The organism is Mucilaginibacter sp. dw_454, from assembly GCF_018449775.1.
Classification (GTDB): domain Bacteria; phylum Bacteroidota; class Bacteroidia; order Sphingobacteriales; family Sphingobacteriaceae; genus Mucilaginibacter.
Map to the genome: position 1 here is coordinate 338355 of NZ_JAAVVB010000001.1, position 18117 is coordinate 356471.

Consider the following 18117-nt stretch of genomic DNA (forward strand, 5'->3'; position numbering starts at 1 on the left):
GACGGCAAATCTAATAAAATTTTGCAACCATGAAATTTTAAATTGAAACAAAATTTAAGCACTTGTTGTTATGCCCGCTCAAGCGTGATGAATGAGAAGGGAAGCGCGTTTTTTTCGTCCGCTTCATGATCGGCCCGTTCGGTTTCTTTCCAGATATCTGCGTTGATTTCAGGAAAATAGGTGTCGCCCTCAATGTTTGCGTGAACTATGGTTAAATAAATCCTATCAGTAAGCAGCATAGCCTGTTTATAAATCTCGGCACCGCCAACAATAAACACTTCTTCGGTGCCCTGGCATAAATCCAACGCGGCTTGCAGCGAATTGACCACCTCGCAGCCCTCAATTTCAATTTGCTGACGTGTTACAATAATATTGCGCCTGTTTGGCAAAGGCCTGCCCACAGAATCATAGGTTTTGCGGCCCATGATCACGGTACCGCCTGATGTGATCTCCTTAAAATGTTTTAAATCTTTAGGCAAATGCCAAAGCAACTGGTTGTCTTTGCCAATGGCGTGGTTTTCTGAAATAGCTACTACGATGGATACGGTCATCTGGTGGGTCATTTAGTTTTTTAGGATGTCATTGCGAGCGTAGCGTGGCAATCGCAAGGAGAAAAGTTTAAACGCGTGCGATTGCTTCGTTGTTCCTCCTCGCAATGACAATTTGAGATTAAACCGCTACCGCCCCCTTAATATGAGGCCAGGGATCATAATTTTCTAAAGTAAAATCTTCAAATTTAAAATCGAAGATATCTTTCACTTCCGGATTTAGCTTCATGGTTGGCAGCGGGCGTGGCTCGCGGGTCAGTTGAAGTTTTACCTGGTCGAAGTGGTTGTTGTAAATGTGCGCATCGCCGAAAGTGTGCACAAAATCGCCAAGCTCAAGGTCACACACCTGGGCTACCATCATGGTCAACAAAGCATACGATGCAATGTTGAAAGGCACCCCTAAAAATATATCGGCGCTGCGCTGATACAATTGGCAAGACAGTTTACCATCGGCCACATAAAACTGAAATAGCATATGGCAAGGCGGTAATGCCATCTGGTTAACATCGGCCACGTTCCAGGCCGATACAATGATGCGGCGCGAGTCGGGATTAGTTTTAATTTGATTAATGATCTGTGAGATCTGGTCAATGTGGTTGCCATCAGGTGTTGGCCATGATCTCCATTGGTAACCGTACACCGGGCCAAGGTTTCCATCGGCATCGGCCCACTCATCCCAGATCCGCACACCATTTTCTTTCAGGTAGCTGATATTGGTATCACCCTGCAAAAACCAGATCAACTCATGAATGATAGATTTAAGGTGCAGCTTCTTCGTTGTCACCAGCGGGAAACCTTCCTGCAGGTTAAAACGCATCTGGTAACCAAATACACTGACAGTGCCGGTGCCGGTACGGTCATGCTTTTGGGTGCCGGTGTCCATTACGTGGCGCATTAGGTCAAGATACTGCTTCATGTTTCAATGAGTGATTGAGTGAATGATGGAATAAGCGAATGTTGGTTCGCGGGTACAAATAAAAAAAATCTATTTTTGGCTTCCTACGGATGTTTATAAAAACAGCCGTTGTTAATGATTTTATATGATCACTTTTCCAAACGCAAAGATAAACATTGGCCTGAACATTATTGAGCGCCGCACCGACGGCTACCATAATCTGGAAACCATTTTTTATCCTATCAAAATTAAGGACGCACTAGAGGTGATTGAGGCGGGCGAACTGAGCTTCGAATCGTCGGGCCTGGATATCCCGGGAAGGACCGAAGACAACCTTTGCGTTAAGGGCTATCATCTGCTCAAAAAAGATTTTGATTTGCCGCCGGTGAAGATCCACCTGCATAAAAACATTCCGATAGGTGCAGGGCTGGGCGGAGGCTCGGCTGACGCTGCTTTTTTTATCAGGCTGATGAATGATAAATTTAGGCTGGGTCTTGCCGTTGCTCAACAACAAAACTACGCCCGCAAGCTGGGTGCCGACTGCGCGTTTTTTATCGAGAACAAGCCGGTGTTTGCTTTTGAACTGGGGGACGAGTTCGAAACGGTAAAATTAGACCTCTCAGGCTACGTTATTGTTTTGGTGATGCCGGACATTCATGTCTCTACATCGGAAGCCTACGGCGGCGTTAAACCGGCCCCTGTAAAGCAGTCGTTGTTCGACTTGATATACGAGCCGATTGAGGAGTGGCGGAAATTGATCAAAAATGATTTTGAGGAGAACATCTTTCGCAACCATGTCGAGATAAGAGGAGTGAAGGCCGCTCTTTACGAAGCCGGCGCTGTCTATGCCAGCATGAGCGGCAGCGGCGCATCGGTGTTTGGCATCTTCCGCGAAACACCCGACCTGGGCGCGCTTGAGCACGACAACCAGGTTTTCTACAACATTTAGCTTAGTTACTGTTTTTATGGATGGCTGATATACTCGCGATCTTCATCGCTTAGTGTATCGGTGTCGTCATCGTCGTCGCCCTCATAAGGGCGACCTCCCCCAATGCTGCGCGCCTTTTTGGGGCGGCCAACCATGATGCCTAAAATAAAAGCCACCACGCCAAAGGTTAGCAGGGCTGCCAGTTTTGAAACATAGAACGAGCCGAACAAAATAGTGAACCGCACCGGCTCTGTATTTTGCATCAGCACTATCGTCAGCAAAATGGTGACGATGATAATTAGTATGGTTGATATGCGCATAGCTTTTTGGTTGATGAGACTTTTTACCAATATCAGATTTTTCTGTCGCTAATTAAAATCCATTTCAAAAATAGGGAAGGGCTTGCGGCTTCGCCGCGAATTAGAAAGTCAAAATTGAAAAGTCAAAACATGGAGGGTTGAGCTGGTTTTGAAAGATCAGGAAATCGCCGGCTTTTTTGGTTTTGGTCTGCCCGATTTTGAAACATACCGACATTGATCCACCCGCAAAAATTATTTGTTCTGATTTCTTGTTTTAATCCTCTTTTTCCCTGAATTTTTTATTTCGGTCAACATCCACTGATTTTTGTCAATTTTCAAAAAATGGCATTTCAGTACACTAAGTATGCTGATTTTCCCGTCAAAATCAAAAACTAATTTTATTGTTTAAATAATCTATATAGATATACTGAATAATAGACTATTAATGTAAGCTTTAAGCCTATATTTTGATATATGCTAATTTATTTAGTATTTACACTTGTTTTAAAAGTCATTTTTAATAAATTTAAAGTTTATATAATTTATATAAATATCTGATTTTAAATAATATAATTTAATTATATAAATCTGTATTTTACTTTTAATTCTTTAAATTTGGCTGAAATTTACCTGTAAAAACAACGATTGTTGAGCTTTGATGAACCGATGGTTTCAATACACAAATCATCTGCTCTAATTTGCGCTAAAAACAACGATAATTTTTGAAATGTATACAGACATGGTCAAAACACCAGGTGTCTCAGAAGGGCTTAAAATGCGTTAAGGGCGATGTTGAATTGTCCCCTACTCTTAGTGGTAGCTCACGGACAAATAAAAAACTAAGAGAAATGAAGTAGCTGGAAACGGGAAATCTTATCCATTTTTACGTCTTTGCAGACGTGTACGGGCAACGGGAAACAGGAAGATAGTAGACAATATTATCGCCGCGCCTACCCAGAATCCGCCTGTCATTTTGTTCATATCGCCAAAGAAAACAAACGACATGAGGATGCCATATACCGGTTCCAGGTTGGTAATAAGCGCTACCCGGAAGGCCGAAAGTTCGCGCATTACAGATACTCCGGCGACGTAGGCCAGGGAGGTACAGACGGTTCCTAGTAGTAATAAACAGCAAATATCTGATGGCTTTAATAACATCTTCTCATTGAATCCCCCTGTAAAAATAAGGTACAAACTGGCCCAGAATAGGGCACCCAAAAGTTCGAAAAATGAGATGATTGCCGGCTCTATTTTCTTTACTTGTTTAGAGTTGATGATAGAAAAAGTAGAAGCAAACAAGGCGCTAAGTAAGCCGGTAATGATACCCTTAGTGTATTGAGTTTCGAATTTGAAGATTAAATATATGCCGGTAATAATCAATAATCCGGCAATGATTTCAAGTTTTGATATGCGCGTTTTATTAAAAATTGGTTCCAGAATGGCCGTAAAAAGCGTCATTGATGATAGGCAAACCAAGGTCACCGGTACGGTAGAAAGCTTGATAGAGGCGAAGAAAAGTATCCAGTGGCCGCCTACTAATGCCCCGGTAAAGAACAATTTCAAGAAGGTTTCGCGGCTGATTTTGAGCCCGGTTTTGTTGAATTTGAAGTACAAAAACAGCGATAAAAGCGCTATTAAAACCCTATACCACACTAATTGTACAGCAGAAATGCTAATTAAAGCGCCTAAAATGCTGGTAAAACCCCATATAAATACCGTAAAATGGAGTATTAATAAGTTTTTGTTGATCTGTGCAAATCTCGTGGCGTTATTATCGGCCATTATTTGGGCGCTTTATACAGTAAGTAAGTACCTAATATACCAAATAAAATGTTAGGTAAGGCCGCTGCCAGCATAGGCGGCAACCCACTTTTTATAGCAAATACCAGCGCAAATTTGTCGACCACAATGTAGGCAAAACACAGAAAAAGGCCAATCCCCAGGGGTAAACCAATGCCCCCGCGTACCTTTCTTGACGATATGGAAACCCCGATTAGAGTGAGCACAAAGGCCGCAAAAGGGTACAGAAAACGTCGCCATTTTTCATACTGCATATCTCTTAAATTGCCCGCTCCGCGAATTTTTTCTTTGACAATATCAATGTTTAATTCATGCAATGACATGGCAGAATATATGTTGTCGTGTGCCTCAAAATCTGCCGGATAAAGCTCGAGCGTAGTGTCTTTCTGGGCTTGGTTTAGTACCAGTCTTTCGCGTAAACCATTTATATATCGCACTGAATAATCATGTAAAGTCCATTTCTTTTTTAATGAATCATACATAATAGTGTTGGCTGTGATACGCTGTCGCAGTTGGTCGCCATCAAACTTCTCCAATACAAATTGGTAGCCTATGTGCGAGCCGTTCTCATATGAATCTACATACACATAAGTGTGATTATCCAGCTTTAAATGTACCTGACTCTTCTGTTCGCGGCCATTAAATTCGTTAGCATTTTCGAACTCTACCTTAAGGTGATTGGTGTACGGTATCAAGTATAATGAACTAAAGAACCATACCACAAATATCAGGGTAGACCCTATAATATAAGGGCGCAAAAAACGCGTAAAGCTGGCCTTTCCGCTTAAAATGGGGATGATCTCGGTTTGATTAGCCATCTTGGCAGTAAAGAAAATAACAGCCAAAAACGTGATCAAAGGCGCCAGCAGACTGGTATAATAGGGAATAAAACCGGCATAATATTTAAACGCGATATCATAGAATGTGTCATGATGCGTCAGGAAGTTATCCAGGTGTTCTGACACGTCAAAAACCACCGATATGCCTATCACTATCCCCATAGTAAACACAAAAGTGCCCAGGAATTTATTGATAATATACCAGTCGATTATAGTTATATATCGGTCTAAAAATTTTTTCATTTATAGTCTTTGTCCCAAACGGTCAACCATAGTTTTTTTCCAGCTGTAAAACTCGCCGCTGATAATTTTTTTACGCGCTTCTTTAACCAGCCACAGGTAAAAATGCAGGTTATGCAGGGTTGCAATTTGCGCGCCCAGCATCTCGCCGCTATGTATTAAATGCCTTAAATAGGCTTTAGTATAAAACGTATCCGCACCTAAATCGCTATCTGCCTCAATGGCCGAATAATCGCTCTTCCACTTCTCGTTTTTGATATTGATAACGCCATTTTTTGTAAAAAGCATACCATTACGGGCATTGCGGGTTGGCATTACGCAATCAAACATATCTATACCCAAAGCTATATTTTCTAACAGATTTATTGGCGTACCCACGCCCATTAAATAACGCGGTTTTTGCTCCGGTAATATATCGCACACAATTTCTGTCATGGCGTACATTTCTTCGGCAGGTTCGCCTACAGAAAGTCCGCCTATGGCGTTGCCTTCGCGCTCGAAAGACGCGATAACTTCTGCCGATCTTACGCGCAGGTCTTTATAAACAGAACCTTGTACAATAGGGAAAAGCGTTTGGCTATAGCCGTATTTTGGCTCGGTGCTATCGAAGCGATCGCAGCAGCGCTTCAACCAGCGGTGCGTCATTTCTATCGACTTTTTGGCGTAGATATAATCACAGGGATAGGGAGTGCATTCATCGAAAGCCATAATAATATCGGCACCAATAGTACGCTGAATATCCATCACATTCTCGGGCGTAAACAAATGTTTTGAACCGTCAATATGCGAGCGAAAGGTTACGCCTTCCTCTTTGATCTTACGTACTTCGCTTAAACTATATACCTGGTAGCCGCCGCTGTCGGTTAAAATAGGGCCATCCCAGCCGTTAAATTTATGCAGTCCGCCGGCGCCTTCTATCACATCCAGGCCCGGGCGTAAGTATAAATGGTAGGTATTACCCAGGATAATTTGCGCCTGGATATCATTCTTTAATTCGTGCTGATGAACCGCCTTTACGGTACCAGCCGTGCCCACAGGCATAAAAATAGGGGTCTGTATAGTGCCGTGATCGGTAGTGATCTCGCCCGCGCGGGCCTTCGATAACGGATCTTGTGAGTGTAACTTAAATTTCATTCGTGGCGGCAAAGGTAATGATTTTTGGAGATTAGAGATTAGTGTCCCGATAGCTATCTGGAGGGTTAGAGATTAGCGAGTTGTATAAGGTATGCTTTGTTAAAAATGGCTGTCACCCTGAGGCCCTCGAAGGGTGAGCGGTGGCCTTTGCCCTCATGCTTCGAGGGCCTCAGCATGACAACCGCGCCTTAGTTGCCAATAATCTATGAATCGGTCGCCATCAAAACCGAACACTTTTTTGTATCAAAACCGAACAGCTATTTAATTTTATATCAATATAATTATCTTTAAATCAATTATTTAGATATTAGGCATTCAGTTGGCTTGGTTTATCAATCAATAGCGTATGTATCAATATTTTATCTGTTTGTTATGATCAAAAACTATATCAAAACAGCCTGGCGAAGTATCCGCCGGCACCAGCTTTATACAGCAATCAATATTGCCGGGCTTACGGTTGGTATAGCGGCATGCCTGCTTATTTTTTTAGTTGTACGTTATGAAACCAGTTTTGATACGTTTCATCAAAAGAAGGATCGTATTTATAGAGTAATAGAAGTGTCGACCAAACCGGTGGTTAGCTACGGCACCGGGGTGTCATTCCCTATACCGGGTGCTTTGCGTGTAGACTTTCCGACCTTGCCGCAGGTAGCCACTATTTTGCGTAATGAGGGTAATTTCTTCAGTGTAAACAACAAAAAATTCAAAGAGGACGAAGCCTACTATGCCGAGCCGCAGTTTTTTGATATGTTCGACTTTAACTGGTTGGCCGGCGATAAAAAGACGGCCCTGACAGAACCAAATACCGTAGCACTTACCCGCAGCGAGGCCGATAAATTTTTTGGCGATTGGCGCCATGCGACAGGTAAAACCATTAGTTATAAAGGTAAAACAGACCTGAAAGTAACCGGCATTTTAGAGGATATGCCGGCTAATACAGATTTCCCGCTAAAAATTGTGGTGTCCTATGCTACCATGCGCTCAAAGGGAGGCGAAAACTACGATAGTATGCAAAATTGGGGTGCGACTTTTGGCGAGAATTATTGTTTTTTGACGTTGCCCACAGGTGCAGGCGCCGGCAATTATGAGCAACAACTCAATGCTTTTATTCAGCGTCATAACCCTTACGATTATAAAAAAGGCTTGCGCATTCAATTGCAGCCCCTAACCGAAATGCATTACGATGCCCGCATGGATATTTTCACCGCGCATCCTTTCAGCAAACAGCTAATCAACGCCATCAGCCTCATCGGGTTGTTTTTGGTGATTATTGCCTGCGTTAACTTTATTAATCTATCAACCGCACAAGCTATTAATCGCTCAAAAGAAGTTGGAATCCGTAAGGTGCTGGGGAGCGGCCGTAAACAATTAGCGCTGCAGTTTATTAGCGAAACCGCCATTGTTACGTTTGTCGCTATGGTATTGGCAGTTGTGGTTAGTTGGGCAACCTTGCCTTTTCTAGACCAATTGTTGGACATTAAGCTAAACGAGCAGGTTTTATTTAACCCGGCTGTACTTATTTTTCTTGGCCTGCTCTGGGTTACGGTTACGTTGTTATCAGGCTTTTACCCAGCCCTGGTGCTATCCGGTTTTAACCCGGTTACCGCGCTGAAAAATAAGATTAGCGCGGCCGGTTCGGGCGGGCTTTCTTTGCGCAGAACATTAGTGGTTTTACAGTTTTGCATAGCCCAGGTATTAATTATCTGTACCCTGGTTATGATCTCGCAGCTTAACTATTTCAAGAATAAGCCATTGGGCTTTAACAAAAATGCTGTTGTGGTCATTAATATTCCCCAGGACAGCCTGAGCCAAAGTAAATACAGTTTCTTACAGACTGAACTACGGCAACAACCGGGGGTTAAGAACGTAAGTTTTAGCGGCTACAGCCCGGTTGACGATAATGCCTGGTTCACCGGTATTCAATTTAATCATGTTCATAAAGAAACTGATTTTGCCGTGAGCCTTAAATGGGCCGATGCCGATTTCTTTAAATTGTATCAGCTGCATTTCCTGGCAGGGAAACCTTATGCTGCCAGCGATACCGTTCAGGGCTATGTGGTTAACGAGACTTTAATCAGAAAATTAGGCATCACCAATCCGCAGCAGGCCATAGGCAAATACATTAGTTTATGGAACAATAAACACCTTGAAGCGCCTATAGTTGGGGTGGTGAAAGATTATAATGTGGCATCATTTAAAGATGCGGTACCGCCGGTGCTAATGGCATCGCATAAAAATGCCTATGGCGTACTCAATATGAAAATAGATCAGGCCAACATACAACAAACGCTTGCTGTGGTTGAAAGTAAATGGAAAGCAACTTTCCCGGACGCCCTCTATGAATATCATTTTATTGATGACCAGGTTGCGCATTTTTACCAGGCCGATATTCGCTTATCCTTATTATACCAGGTATTTGCCGGTATAGCTATCTTTATTTCTTGCCTGGGGTTGTTTGGCCTGGTGTCATTCATGGCGGTACAGCGTACGCGCGAAGTAGGGATCCGCAAAACGTTGGGCGCCTCGGTAGGCCATATAGTTTACCTGTTTTCTAAAGAGTTTACTTTGCTTATTATCGTTGCTTTTGCCATTTCAGCACCTGTTGGCTGGTATCTTGCCGATAAATGGCTGCAATCTTATACATTCAGAATTGAGCTTAAACCTGCTATATTTTTACTGGTGATGGCAATAACTATTATGATGGCCTGGCTCACGGTAGGCTATAAGGCATTTAAAACTGCCATGATCAATCCGGTTAAAAGCTTAAAGAGTCAATAGTATTAAAAAAAGTCTTAATAAAGGATTACTACCTTCATCAACATATCATGATCAAAAATTTTATCAAAATAGCCTATCGTAACCTGTTGCGTAACAAAGGCTTTTCGTTTTTAAATATTACCGGGCTGGCCATTGGTATGGCCGCGGCTGTATTGATTTTATTGTGGATACAGAACGAGGTGAGCTATGACAATTTCCAGGAAAATAAAGATCGTATTTATGAGGTTTGGAACCGTGCTACAGATCATAGCGACATAGGCGTGTCTAACGGAATATCAGCACCGGCGGCCCGCATTATTGAAAAAGATGTGCCCCAGGTTGAGCATGCGGTGCGCGTTAGTGATATTAATGAGGTGAGGTTTGCCGTTGGCGATAAAAAAATAACGATGTCTGGAGGCTTGGTCGACACCGGTTTTCTGCAGGTATTTACCTGCCCGATGCTGATGGGCGACCCCAAAACAGCATTAAATGATCCGCATTCTATCGTGCTTACACAAACGATGGCGCAGGCTTTATTTGGCGATAAAAACCCTATGGGCAAAACCGTGAGGAATGAAAAAAATAAAGATGATTTATTGGTAACCGGGGTAATGAAGGATATGCCGCAGAATACCCGTTTTAACTTTAGTTATCTGATTCCGTGGGATTATTTTAAGGTAGATAAAGCACAGGACCTGGGCTGGGGCGATAACAGCACAGTTACGATTGTTATGCTGAAGAAGAATGCAAGTTTTGCATCGGCATCGGCACAAATAAAACCATTAAAACAGCATTACAGCGATGAAGCCCGCAAGTTTAAGTGGGAGTATTTTCTGTATCCGATGGAACGCTGGCGCTTATATTCAAGTTTTACCAACGGGGTTGAAGACAACAACGGCCGCAGCAAAACCGTGCAAATGTTTGGCGTAATAGCGCTATTTATATTGCTGATTGCCTGTATCAATTTCATGAACCTGAGTACGGCCCGAAGTGAAAAACGTGCCAAAGAAGTAGGTATCCGCAAGGTGGCCGGCGCACGCAAAATGTCGCTTGTTGCACAATTTATTACCGAGTCTGTTATACTGGCTTTGCTGTCGGGTGTCATTGCCTTAGTAATTGTGCTGTTGTGCCTGCCAGCGTTCAATACGTTTACACAGAAGCACCTTTTTATCAGTTTCACAAGTATCAATACCTGGCTGGCCTCTGTTGGGTTTATTCTGTTTACCGGTGTGCTGGCGGGTAGTTACCCTGCCTTCTTTCTGTCGTCTTTTAAGCCGGTTAAGGTTTTAAAAGGTACGTTTAAACGGGCTAATTCTTTGGTTAACCCCAGGAAGGTACTGGTGGTATTACAGTTTACATTTGCTATAGTGCTCATTATCTGTACCATTGTCATTAAACAACAGATTGATTATGCCCAGGCCCGCGAGACAGGCTACAACCGCGACCACCTGGTGTATAAGCACATGAACGGCGATATCGGTAAAAATTACATGTTAATAAAAAATGAGCTATTGTCACAGGGCATAGCCACATCGGTAACCAAAACAAACTCGCCGCTTACTGAACGTTGGAGCGATGGATGGGGGCAGAACTGGGAAGGGAAGGACCCTAATCTAAATGTTTCATTCGACCGTTTCCTGGCAGACGATGGGCTGGGTAAAACCGCCGGATTAAAGTTTGTACAAGGCCGTGATTTTGATCTGAAACAATATCCGACAGACTCGACAGGCATGATTATTAATGAATCGTCGTTGAGGATCATGAAGTTTAAAGATCCGATAGGAAAAAAAGTGAGTGACCTGGGGATAGACTGGCATATTGTAGGTGTGGTGAAAGATTTTATTTTGACCAGCCCTTACGAGCCAACCCGGCCCATATTAATATGCGGCGCCAAAAACGGCGGATTTATGACTTTTCATACCGTGCAGTTTAAATTAAACGGAAAAAACCCGACTGCCTATAACTTGAAAAAGGCGCAGGCTATTTTCAAAAAGTACAATCCGGAGTATACGCCCGACATTAATTTTATTGACGAGGAATATGCCCGCAAATTTGATAACGAACAACGCTTAGGCGAATTGGTAGCCTTGTTTGCAGGGCTAACTATATTTATATCGTGCCTGGGGCTGTTTGGCCTGGCCGCCTACATGGCCGAAAACCGGGTTAAAGAAATTGGGGTGCGTAAAGTACTGGGTGCCTCGGTAGCCGGTATAACCACTTTGTTATCAAAGGACCTGGTGATACTTGTCGTGATTTCATTCGCGATAGCGGCACCGATTGCATACTGGGGCATGAATAAGTGGCTGCTGGATTACAGCTATCGCGTAAGCATAAACTGGTGGGTATTTGCATTGGCCGGCGGGCTGTCTGTAACCATTGCCTTATTAACGGTGAGTTATCAATCTGTAAAAGCCGCGCTGACAAACCCGGTTAAAAATTTGAGAGCGGAGTAGGACATTGGTTATTTCGCTACGCTGTCATTTGCTGCGCGTCATTGGTCATTGGTTGTTCGGAAGCTATTTAATGACCTAATGACGCACAGCAAATGACCAATGACGCGCAAAGCGCACAATGACACAATGACTAAAAAAATGTGCCATTTTTTTAGCAACTTTGCGCGATATTTAAGACGTGTTGGAAACATATATTAGGCTTGCGTTATTTGTGCTCTTCCTGCTGGTGTTCATAGTCCAGTTGTACTATCTCATCAGCAATTATAAATCGCTTTCGGCGTACAAGGTTTCTGATGAATTGCCTGAAGCTAAAATACCCATCTCCGTTGTTATCAGCGCACGTAACGAGTCGAAAAATCTGACAGAAAATCTACCCTATATCCTGCAACAAGACTATCCTGACTTTGAGGTTATCGTAGTTAACGATTGCTCTTACGACGATTCTGACGATGTGTTGGATGCCTTAAAAGCCAATCATTCGCGGCTTAAAGTAGTTACCATAACCGAGCATGTCCGCTTTAAAACCGGCAAAAAATTCGCGCTTACTTTAGGTATAAAAGCGGCAAAAAATGAACACCTGCTGTTTACCGATGCCGATTGCAAGCCTGCGTCAAACAATTGGATAGCTCACATGGCCAGCCGTTTTACCGGAAATACACAAATAGTATTAGGTTACTCGCCTTATTATAAAACCGGTGGTTTATTAAACGGCATTGTTAGGTTTGAGACTTTAAAAACTGCTATTAATTACCTTTCTGCGGCGCTTAATGGCGATGCTTATATGGGGATAGGCCGTAACCTGGCTTATACTAAAACCTTGTTTTTTGCTAATAAAGGTTTTGCGGCGCATATGCATGTGCTATCTGGCGACGATGACTTGTTTGTGAACCAAAATGCTACCCCAAGCAATACATCTATAGAGATCCATCCGGATAGTTTTATGTATACCGAGGCCAAAACCAGTTTCGGCGCACTATATCGGCAGAAAAAAAGGCACTCAGGCGTAGGTAAGCTATATAAGGGCAGCCACCGCCGCATGTTGAGTTTAGATGCCCTGACCGGACTTTTATTTTACGCGCTGTTTATATGCTGCTTAGTATATTACTTCGAACCATTACTGGCACTAGGTTTGTTTGTATTTAGATGGTTAGTACAAATATTGATTTACCGTAAAACATTTAAGAAATTAAATGCGATGTCGCAGATCTGGTATCTGCCTTTTCTTGATTTTGTTTATTACATTTATATCAATGTTTTTGGACTAATCGGCACCTTTGTAAAAACTACCCAATGGAAATAAATTCCAATTTTACCGAGAATGCAAAGAATGATTTCCACCTGGTAGTCAAAGCACGGGAGGGTAGCCAAAAGGCATATGCCGACCTGATGCAGCGCTATAAAGACTCTATTTATTTCATGGTGCTAAAGATGGTGAACAACAAAGAGGATGCTATGGACCTTACCGTTGAAACCTTTGCCAAAGCCTTCGAAAAACTAGATAAATACCAGCCCGAATTTGCCTTTAGTACCTGGCTATTTAGGGTAGCCACCAATAATTGTATCGATTTTATCCGCAAGAAAAAGCTGCATACCACCTCTATACATGGCATGGTTGATGATGAGGGCGAAGAAGTACCATTACAGATCAAATCAGACACGCTGAACCCAGAAGAAACATCCATCAAAAAACAGCAGACCGAAGAGTTAAAGCTGCTGATACAAAGCTTACCGCCACGTTACCGCAACCTGATTACGCTGCGTTATTTTGATGAACTATCGTACGAAGAAATTGCCCAGCAGCTTGACCTGCCTTTGGGTACAGTTAAAGCACAATTATTCAGAGCCAGGTACTTGCTTGGCAATATCATAAACCGTTTAGACAGGGATGACATCTGAAGACCTTTTTACCTATTTCCCCAATCTTACTGAAAAGCAGAAGCAACAGTTTGAACAATTGCCGGCCCTGTATGAGTTTTGGAACAACCAGATCAATGTAATATCACGTAAGGATATCGATCAGCTTTTTGAGCGCCATGTGCTGCATTCGTTGGGTATAGCCAAAGTAATGCCTTTTTTACCCGGCGAAAGTGTGCTGGATGTAGGGACGGGCGGCGGTTTTCCGGGAATTCCGCTGGCTATTTTGTTTCCTGAGACTAGTTTTTATCTGGTTGATTCTATCGGCAAAAAGATAAAAGTAGTGCAGGAAGTAGCAAGCGCATTAGGGCTTGAAAACGTACGAGCAACTCACTCACGCGCCGAGCAGATTGATGAGAAATTTGATTTTATTGTATCGCGCGCGGTAACCCGCCTGGGCGAATTTTACCCATGGATCAAAGAGAAATTTAGCAAGACTTCAAAAAATAAGCTGCCTAACGGCATCCTGTACCTAAAAGGCGGCGACCTTACTGACGAGATTAAAGAATCTGGTTTGAAGGTAATTCAATACCACCTGAAGGATTATTATCCCGGCGAGTTTTTTGAGACCAAGCAGGTAATTTATATTAAAGGATAACATACACTGTAGAGACGCAATATCTTGCGTCTCCGGCGCGCGTTTAGGTTCCGAAAACATTAAATGGCAATATAAAAAAGACGCAATATATTGCGTCTCTACGTTTTATATTCCTTCATTACCGCCGGCGGGTGGTGGCGGTGGAGGCGTTTTTTTCTTTTTGATCAGATCGATAGGATTTGGCGGTGGCGGCGGGGCCGTCGGGTCATCAGCCGATATGGTTGAATCTTTCTTGGCTTTATTCTTCTTTTTATCGGCAGCTGTTTCCTTTTTCTTCTTTTTAAACGGATTTAGCTTCTCCAACACTTCGCCCGGTGGCGGCGGAGCCTGTGGTGGGGGCGGCATTTGTGCAAATGCTTTTGGCGCAATACCCATAGCACCAAAACTTAATACACCGGCCAGCAACATTTTTGCTGTCGATTTTTTTATCGATCTTTTTTTGTTGGTCCGCATGGTAAGTGGTTTAAAATGATTTACTGTAAGGGTAACAAGTTAGTAACCTTTTGGTTTATTAGAATTCGATCTAAGATTTTTTTACAAATCGTTAATCTACCGTTTCTTCGTGCGCCCGCACTATATAACCATTTACCTCTACTTCGCTTAGGTGTTTAATGTCTTTAGGCAGTGGCATATCATGGGGGTTATAAATAAAATCATTTTTCCAATCGTGATTCCTTATTATAAATGCCTGCGCTTCCTGGCCCGATGAAATACTGATTTGGGTTTTACCCCGATCGACAATAAACATCGAAAAGCGTATAGGTAGCATCCAATTTCCTTTACCTAATTTTTTTACGGTGATAGCCGTTTTTATTTTATTGAAAATTTCGCGCCCCATATTATTGGTAGGGAACTCAACAATCTTTAAAAATTTCAAACTGTCGTGCGCATCAATTACAAAAACAGCAGTGGCTAGTCCCGATATTTGCCATTCTCGCTCACTAACAGGGTATTTGATATGAGAGGTTAGATAATCGCAAAAATCTTCCTGCCGGTGTTTGGCGAGTTGCTTTTGAACACATCCGGTAATGCAGATCAACAAAATCAACAAAAAACAGGCGGCAATTACTTTCATAAGGCGATTAGGATCTTTAAATAAAACTAACAAAAAAGCCGGACAAATTTGCCCGGCTTTTTGTGTGATGAGGTTTAGCTTTTTTAATTTTGATTTCTGATATAACCGCGGATAACGACTTCGTTAAATTGCCTGGTGTCATCCTCTGGTTGTGCTATGTTATTGGGGTTATAAACCAGAAAGTTGCCAGGTTCTGCGGCTGCCGCGGCTATTACCTTTGGATCGGGTACTAAATCAGCTATATTACCACCTGGCTGGGTGATGCCTAAAGTAAACGTTATGGGTATCACCCAATTTCCTTTGCGCAATCTTTTCACCACCTCGCTGCCCTTTATCACCCGAAATACTTCATCAGCCATTGGGCGAGATGGCGTTCTCACTATTTTGAGATACACCAAATTGCCTTTGCCATCAGTTGAGAAGGCAGCAATTACGCGGCCTGCCAATCTCCGGTCACGATCAATTTTGTTATAATGGATACGGTCGCAAAAGTCTTTGCCTAATTGCTCGAATGTTGCATACTCCGAATCGGGCACTACCGTTGAAGTTACTTCTGGCGACTTTGGTGTTTCATCAGTCTTAGGGGCACTCCAATCAATAAAAGTAACAGCAGCCTTTCCATGTAAAGCCACAACTTTTTTTCCGTCGCTTCCCCATTTAGCGCGGGCATAAGCATTCCCTTTTTCGTAAACGGTCATCGAATCGCAGTTGATATCTACCAGGGTTTTTTCTTTGTTTTGATTAGGATTTGGTTCTTGCTTTTTGCCATTTACTACATACATAACGTTAGCATCGTAGGGTAACGTGGCACCGTACAGTTTGCTCGTGCTAACGCGACCGCCGTGTTTATCAGAATGGGTGCGCTGCGCTGCCGATTTTTTGATGATTTGGCCATGGCCACTATATATGCGGACACCATATTTTGCCTGGACTCCCCATTTTTTAATGGCCCAATCGGTATTGGCCGGCACGTCGGTTACAGAATCGGCCGTTATAGTTTCTTCGGGTTGGGGGCTGTGTATTTTACCATCTACAACAATTAATTTTGAGGGTACCGGCGGCGGGAACTTAACAGTCGGTGTGCCTTCGGGCCAACTAAAACCATATTTGGTTATCAGCTTTCCCATGTTGTCTTTTCCCGAAATAAACGTTTTCGCTTCACCATTTTTTTCAAAGATCGTTACCGAGTGTATGTGACGGGTATATTTACCGTTGCCGTCTTTACTATATTGCTCACTAAGCTGGTAGTCATAACCTTTGCTGGTAACATCATACAAATGAGGCTTGTCGGTTATTAATATATCAAGTTTATGATTAGGCGACAACCCGGCGTTATTATTGAATATGCTATAGTCGGTAGTATAAAAATAAATGCGTACCAGCCCGGTTCCCGGTTGATCGCCAACAGGCAATTTGTATCCACTTAGTGCATTTAATGCTAAAGCGTCAAGCGGTTTACCTGCACTCTTACTTACTTTGGCATCTGCTATTTTATGATCGGCAGTTATCGTAAAATTTATCAACGCCATGCCACCCCGGTCAGATTTTGAGGGCTTGTAATGGATATTCTTGTTTAGGTAATGCGATAATGCATCGTAACCGCCGGTTGTTATCATTGGGGGAGGAAATTTTTCGTCTGGTGACGACAAATTTGCAGTCCGAGCCGATGTTACCGCGGCTTTCGCCGGGTCAAGATCAATAAATCCATAATCTTTACTAAAGGCCAGTGTAGATGCACAAAGCAGGCCTGCACAAAGCGGAGCGGCAATGAGGTATTTCAGCCTGGCTGAGCTACCTGAGCGTTGTTGATTAAGCATGATAATACGTTTTTTAAGTAGGTTGTAATTGAAGAAGGAGTGGGTGATAGACGAGCCGCCTGCGCCATAGGCGTTATTCACCAAAAAGGTTGAATACGTTATTGGGTCGGTTTCGTGGGCGGCGGTTTGCTCGTCGGCAATATATTCGTGAATGGTTTTAAGGCTGTTTTGTAGCAGGTAGATAAAAGGATTGAACCAGTTGATGATCTTCAAAACCTCAAGAAACAAGATATCCAGTGAGTGTTTTTGACGGATATGCACCAGCTCATGCCTGATAATGGTATTAGCACCGTTAGCGTCGGTACCAATAAAAAGATAATTAAAGAAAGAAAAGGCTACGTCGGTTTCAGGCAGATAAATCAACTTGTAGTTGTCTTGCTGCCCACGCTTAGCATTGCTAATCAGTTTGATCAACGTAAAAAGCTTAACAGCCAAAACCAGCAATAATACACAGCATCCTGCCGCGTAAGCATAAACTAAATAGTCTTGCCACGTTAACTGATGCTCAATCACCAATGGCGTAACGCTTTGCGATATTACCGGCAGTTGCTCAAAATCTATCGGTGCAACCGCATAGCTAACTGTAGCAACCGGCTCGGCAGGTTTCAAGATCCCCAATTGTAAGATCGGCAGCACAAACGCTGCTACGCAACCAAACAGCAGGTAAACGCGGTTTAGCTGATTGTAAGTTTCTTTAGCTAAGAATACGCGATAGGCCAGGTAAAATACCGCAAGGTATAAGTTAGCTTCGGCGAGGTAGTGTAACCAGTTCATGAGATCTTCTTTTTAGGTTTGGTGTGATAAGGTTTAGGTGTATTGT

15 protein-coding genes are annotated in these 18117 nt (G+C 42.9%); 6 read left to right on the plus strand and 9 right to left on the minus strand.

Annotated elements, in window-relative coordinates:
• Positions 1-68 precede the first annotated feature (68 nt).
• Both HB679_RS01645 and HB679_RS01650 read right to left on the minus strand, forming a co-directional pair.
• A complete protein-coding gene (locus HB679_RS01645; protein WP_214070194.1) occupies positions 69-551 on the minus strand; it encodes a dihydrofolate reductase in 483 nt (160 codons plus the stop codon).
• A 118-nt stretch (positions 552-669) separates the two neighbouring features.
• The gene (locus HB679_RS01650) at positions 670-1464 is read right to left on the minus strand and encodes a thymidylate synthase (RefSeq protein WP_214070195.1); all 795 of its coding nucleotides are present in this window, start codon (positions 1462-1464) and stop codon (positions 670-672) included.
• 124 nt (positions 1465-1588) lie between these two features.
• Here HB679_RS01650 and ispE point away from each other — a divergent pair, with 124 nt between their 5' ends.
• Complete coding sequence (gene ispE / locus HB679_RS01655; RefSeq protein ID WP_214070196.1) at positions 1589-2392, plus strand: 4-(cytidine 5'-diphospho)-2-C-methyl-D-erythritol kinase; 804 nt, start codon at positions 1589-1591, stop codon at positions 2390-2392.
• A 14-nt stretch (positions 2393-2406) separates the two neighbouring features.
• Here the strand turns inward: ispE and HB679_RS01660 are convergent, their stop codons facing one another.
• The 4 genes from HB679_RS01660 to tgt all read right to left on the minus strand — a co-directional run bounded on the left by HB679_RS01660 (position 2407) and on the right by tgt (position 6683).
• The gene (locus HB679_RS01660) at positions 2407-2691 is read right to left on the minus strand and encodes a hypothetical protein (protein ID WP_214070197.1); all 285 of its coding nucleotides are present in this window, start codon (positions 2689-2691) and stop codon (positions 2407-2409) included.
• Positions 2692-3543: 852 nt separating this feature from the next.
• Entirely contained in the window at positions 3544-4452 is a 909-nt protein-coding gene (locus HB679_RS01665; RefSeq protein WP_214070198.1) for an EamA family transporter, read from the minus strand.
• Positions 4452-5552: an LptF/LptG family permease gene (locus tag HB679_RS01670; protein ID WP_214070199.1), complete on the minus strand. Its 1101-nt coding sequence runs from the start codon at positions 5550-5552 to the stop codon at positions 4452-4454. The genes HB679_RS01665 and HB679_RS01670 overlap by 1 nt, the downstream gene beginning before the upstream one ends.
• Positions 5553-6683 (minus strand): tRNA guanosine(34) transglycosylase Tgt, encoded by a 1131-nt coding sequence (gene tgt / locus HB679_RS01675; RefSeq protein ID WP_214070200.1) that lies wholly within the window; start codon positions 6681-6683, stop codon positions 5553-5555. It lies immediately after the preceding gene.
• A 372-nt stretch (positions 6684-7055) separates the two neighbouring features.
• Between tgt and HB679_RS01680 the strand changes: the two genes are divergently transcribed.
• The 5 genes from HB679_RS01680 to rsmG all read left to right on the plus strand — a co-directional run bounded on the left by HB679_RS01680 (position 7056) and on the right by rsmG (position 14405).
• Positions 7056-9461, plus strand: coding sequence for an ABC transporter permease (locus tag HB679_RS01680; protein WP_214070201.1), 2406 nt, complete (start codon positions 7056-7058; stop codon positions 9459-9461).
• Positions 9462-9508: 47 nt separating this feature from the next.
• On the plus strand, positions 9509-11893 hold the full coding sequence (locus HB679_RS01685; RefSeq protein ID WP_214070202.1) for an ABC transporter permease: 2385 nt from the start codon (positions 9509-9511) through the stop codon (positions 11891-11893).
• 178 nt (positions 11894-12071) lie between these two features.
• Complete coding sequence (locus HB679_RS01690; protein WP_214070203.1) at positions 12072-13193, plus strand: glycosyltransferase; 1122 nt, start codon at positions 12072-12074, stop codon at positions 13191-13193.
• Positions 13184-13789: a sigma-70 family RNA polymerase sigma factor gene (locus HB679_RS01695; RefSeq protein ID WP_214070204.1), complete on the plus strand. Its 606-nt coding sequence runs from the start codon at positions 13184-13186 to the stop codon at positions 13787-13789. Before HB679_RS01690 ends, HB679_RS01695 begins: the two co-directional genes overlap by 10 nt.
• On the plus strand, positions 13779-14405 hold the full coding sequence (gene rsmG, locus HB679_RS01700; protein ID WP_214070205.1) for a 16S rRNA (guanine(527)-N(7))-methyltransferase RsmG: 627 nt from the start codon (positions 13779-13781) through the stop codon (positions 14403-14405). The genes HB679_RS01695 and rsmG overlap by 11 nt, the downstream gene beginning before the upstream one ends.
• A gap of 105 nt (positions 14406-14510) precedes the next feature.
• Here rsmG and HB679_RS01705 read toward each other — a convergent pair whose 3' ends face one another.
• From HB679_RS01705 to HB679_RS01715, 3 genes are all read right to left on the minus strand, one after another.
• On the minus strand, positions 14511-14858 hold the full coding sequence (locus HB679_RS01705) for a hypothetical protein (protein WP_214070206.1): 348 nt from the start codon (positions 14856-14858) through the stop codon (positions 14511-14513).
• A gap of 91 nt (positions 14859-14949) precedes the next feature.
• Positions 14950-15480, minus strand: a complete 531-nt coding sequence (locus tag HB679_RS01710; protein WP_214070207.1) for a hypothetical protein — start codon at positions 15478-15480, stop codon at positions 14950-14952.
• A gap of 83 nt (positions 15481-15563) precedes the next feature.
• Complete coding sequence (locus HB679_RS01715; protein WP_214070208.1) at positions 15564-18071, minus strand: M56 family metallopeptidase; 2508 nt, start codon at positions 18069-18071, stop codon at positions 15564-15566.
• Positions 18072-18117 lie beyond the last annotated feature (46 nt).

Coding starts and splice junctions, on each gene's coding strand:
- HB679_RS01645 (WP_214070194.1), bottom strand. CDS start 551: ATGACCGTATCCATCGTAGTAGCTATTTCAGAAAACCACGCCATTGGC.
- HB679_RS01650 (WP_214070195.1), bottom strand. CDS start 1,464: ATGAAGCAGTATCTTGACCTAATGCGCCACGTAATGGACACCGGCACC.
- ispE (WP_214070196.1), top strand. CDS start 1,589: ATGATCACTTTTCCAAACGCAAAGATAAACATTGGCCTGAACATTATT.
- HB679_RS01660 (WP_214070197.1), bottom strand. CDS start 2,691: ATGCGCATATCAACCATACTAATTATCATCGTCACCATTTTGCTGACG.
- HB679_RS01665 (WP_214070198.1), bottom strand. CDS start 4,452: ATGGCCGATAATAACGCCACGAGATTTGCACAGATCAACAAAAACTTA.
- HB679_RS01670 (WP_214070199.1), bottom strand. CDS start 5,552: ATGAAAAAATTTTTAGACCGATATATAACTATAATCGACTGGTATATT.
- tgt (WP_214070200.1), bottom strand. CDS start 6,683: ATGAAATTTAAGTTACACTCACAAGATCCGTTATCGAAGGCCCGCGCG.
- HB679_RS01680 (WP_214070201.1), top strand. CDS start 7,056: ATGATCAAAAACTATATCAAAACAGCCTGGCGAAGTATCCGCCGGCAC.
- HB679_RS01685 (WP_214070202.1), top strand. CDS start 9,509: ATGATCAAAAATTTTATCAAAATAGCCTATCGTAACCTGTTGCGTAAC.
- HB679_RS01695 (WP_214070204.1), top strand. CDS start 13,184: ATGGAAATAAATTCCAATTTTACCGAGAATGCAAAGAATGATTTCCAC.
- rsmG (WP_214070205.1), top strand. CDS start 13,779: ATGACATCTGAAGACCTTTTTACCTATTTCCCCAATCTTACTGAAAAG.
- HB679_RS01705 (WP_214070206.1), bottom strand. CDS start 14,858: ATGCGGACCAACAAAAAAAGATCGATAAAAAAATCGACAGCAAAAATG.
- HB679_RS01710 (WP_214070207.1), bottom strand. CDS start 15,480: ATGAAAGTAATTGCCGCCTGTTTTTTGTTGATTTTGTTGATCTGCATT.
- HB679_RS01715 (WP_214070208.1), bottom strand. CDS start 18,071: ATGAACTGGTTACACTACCTCGCCGAAGCTAACTTATACCTTGCGGTA.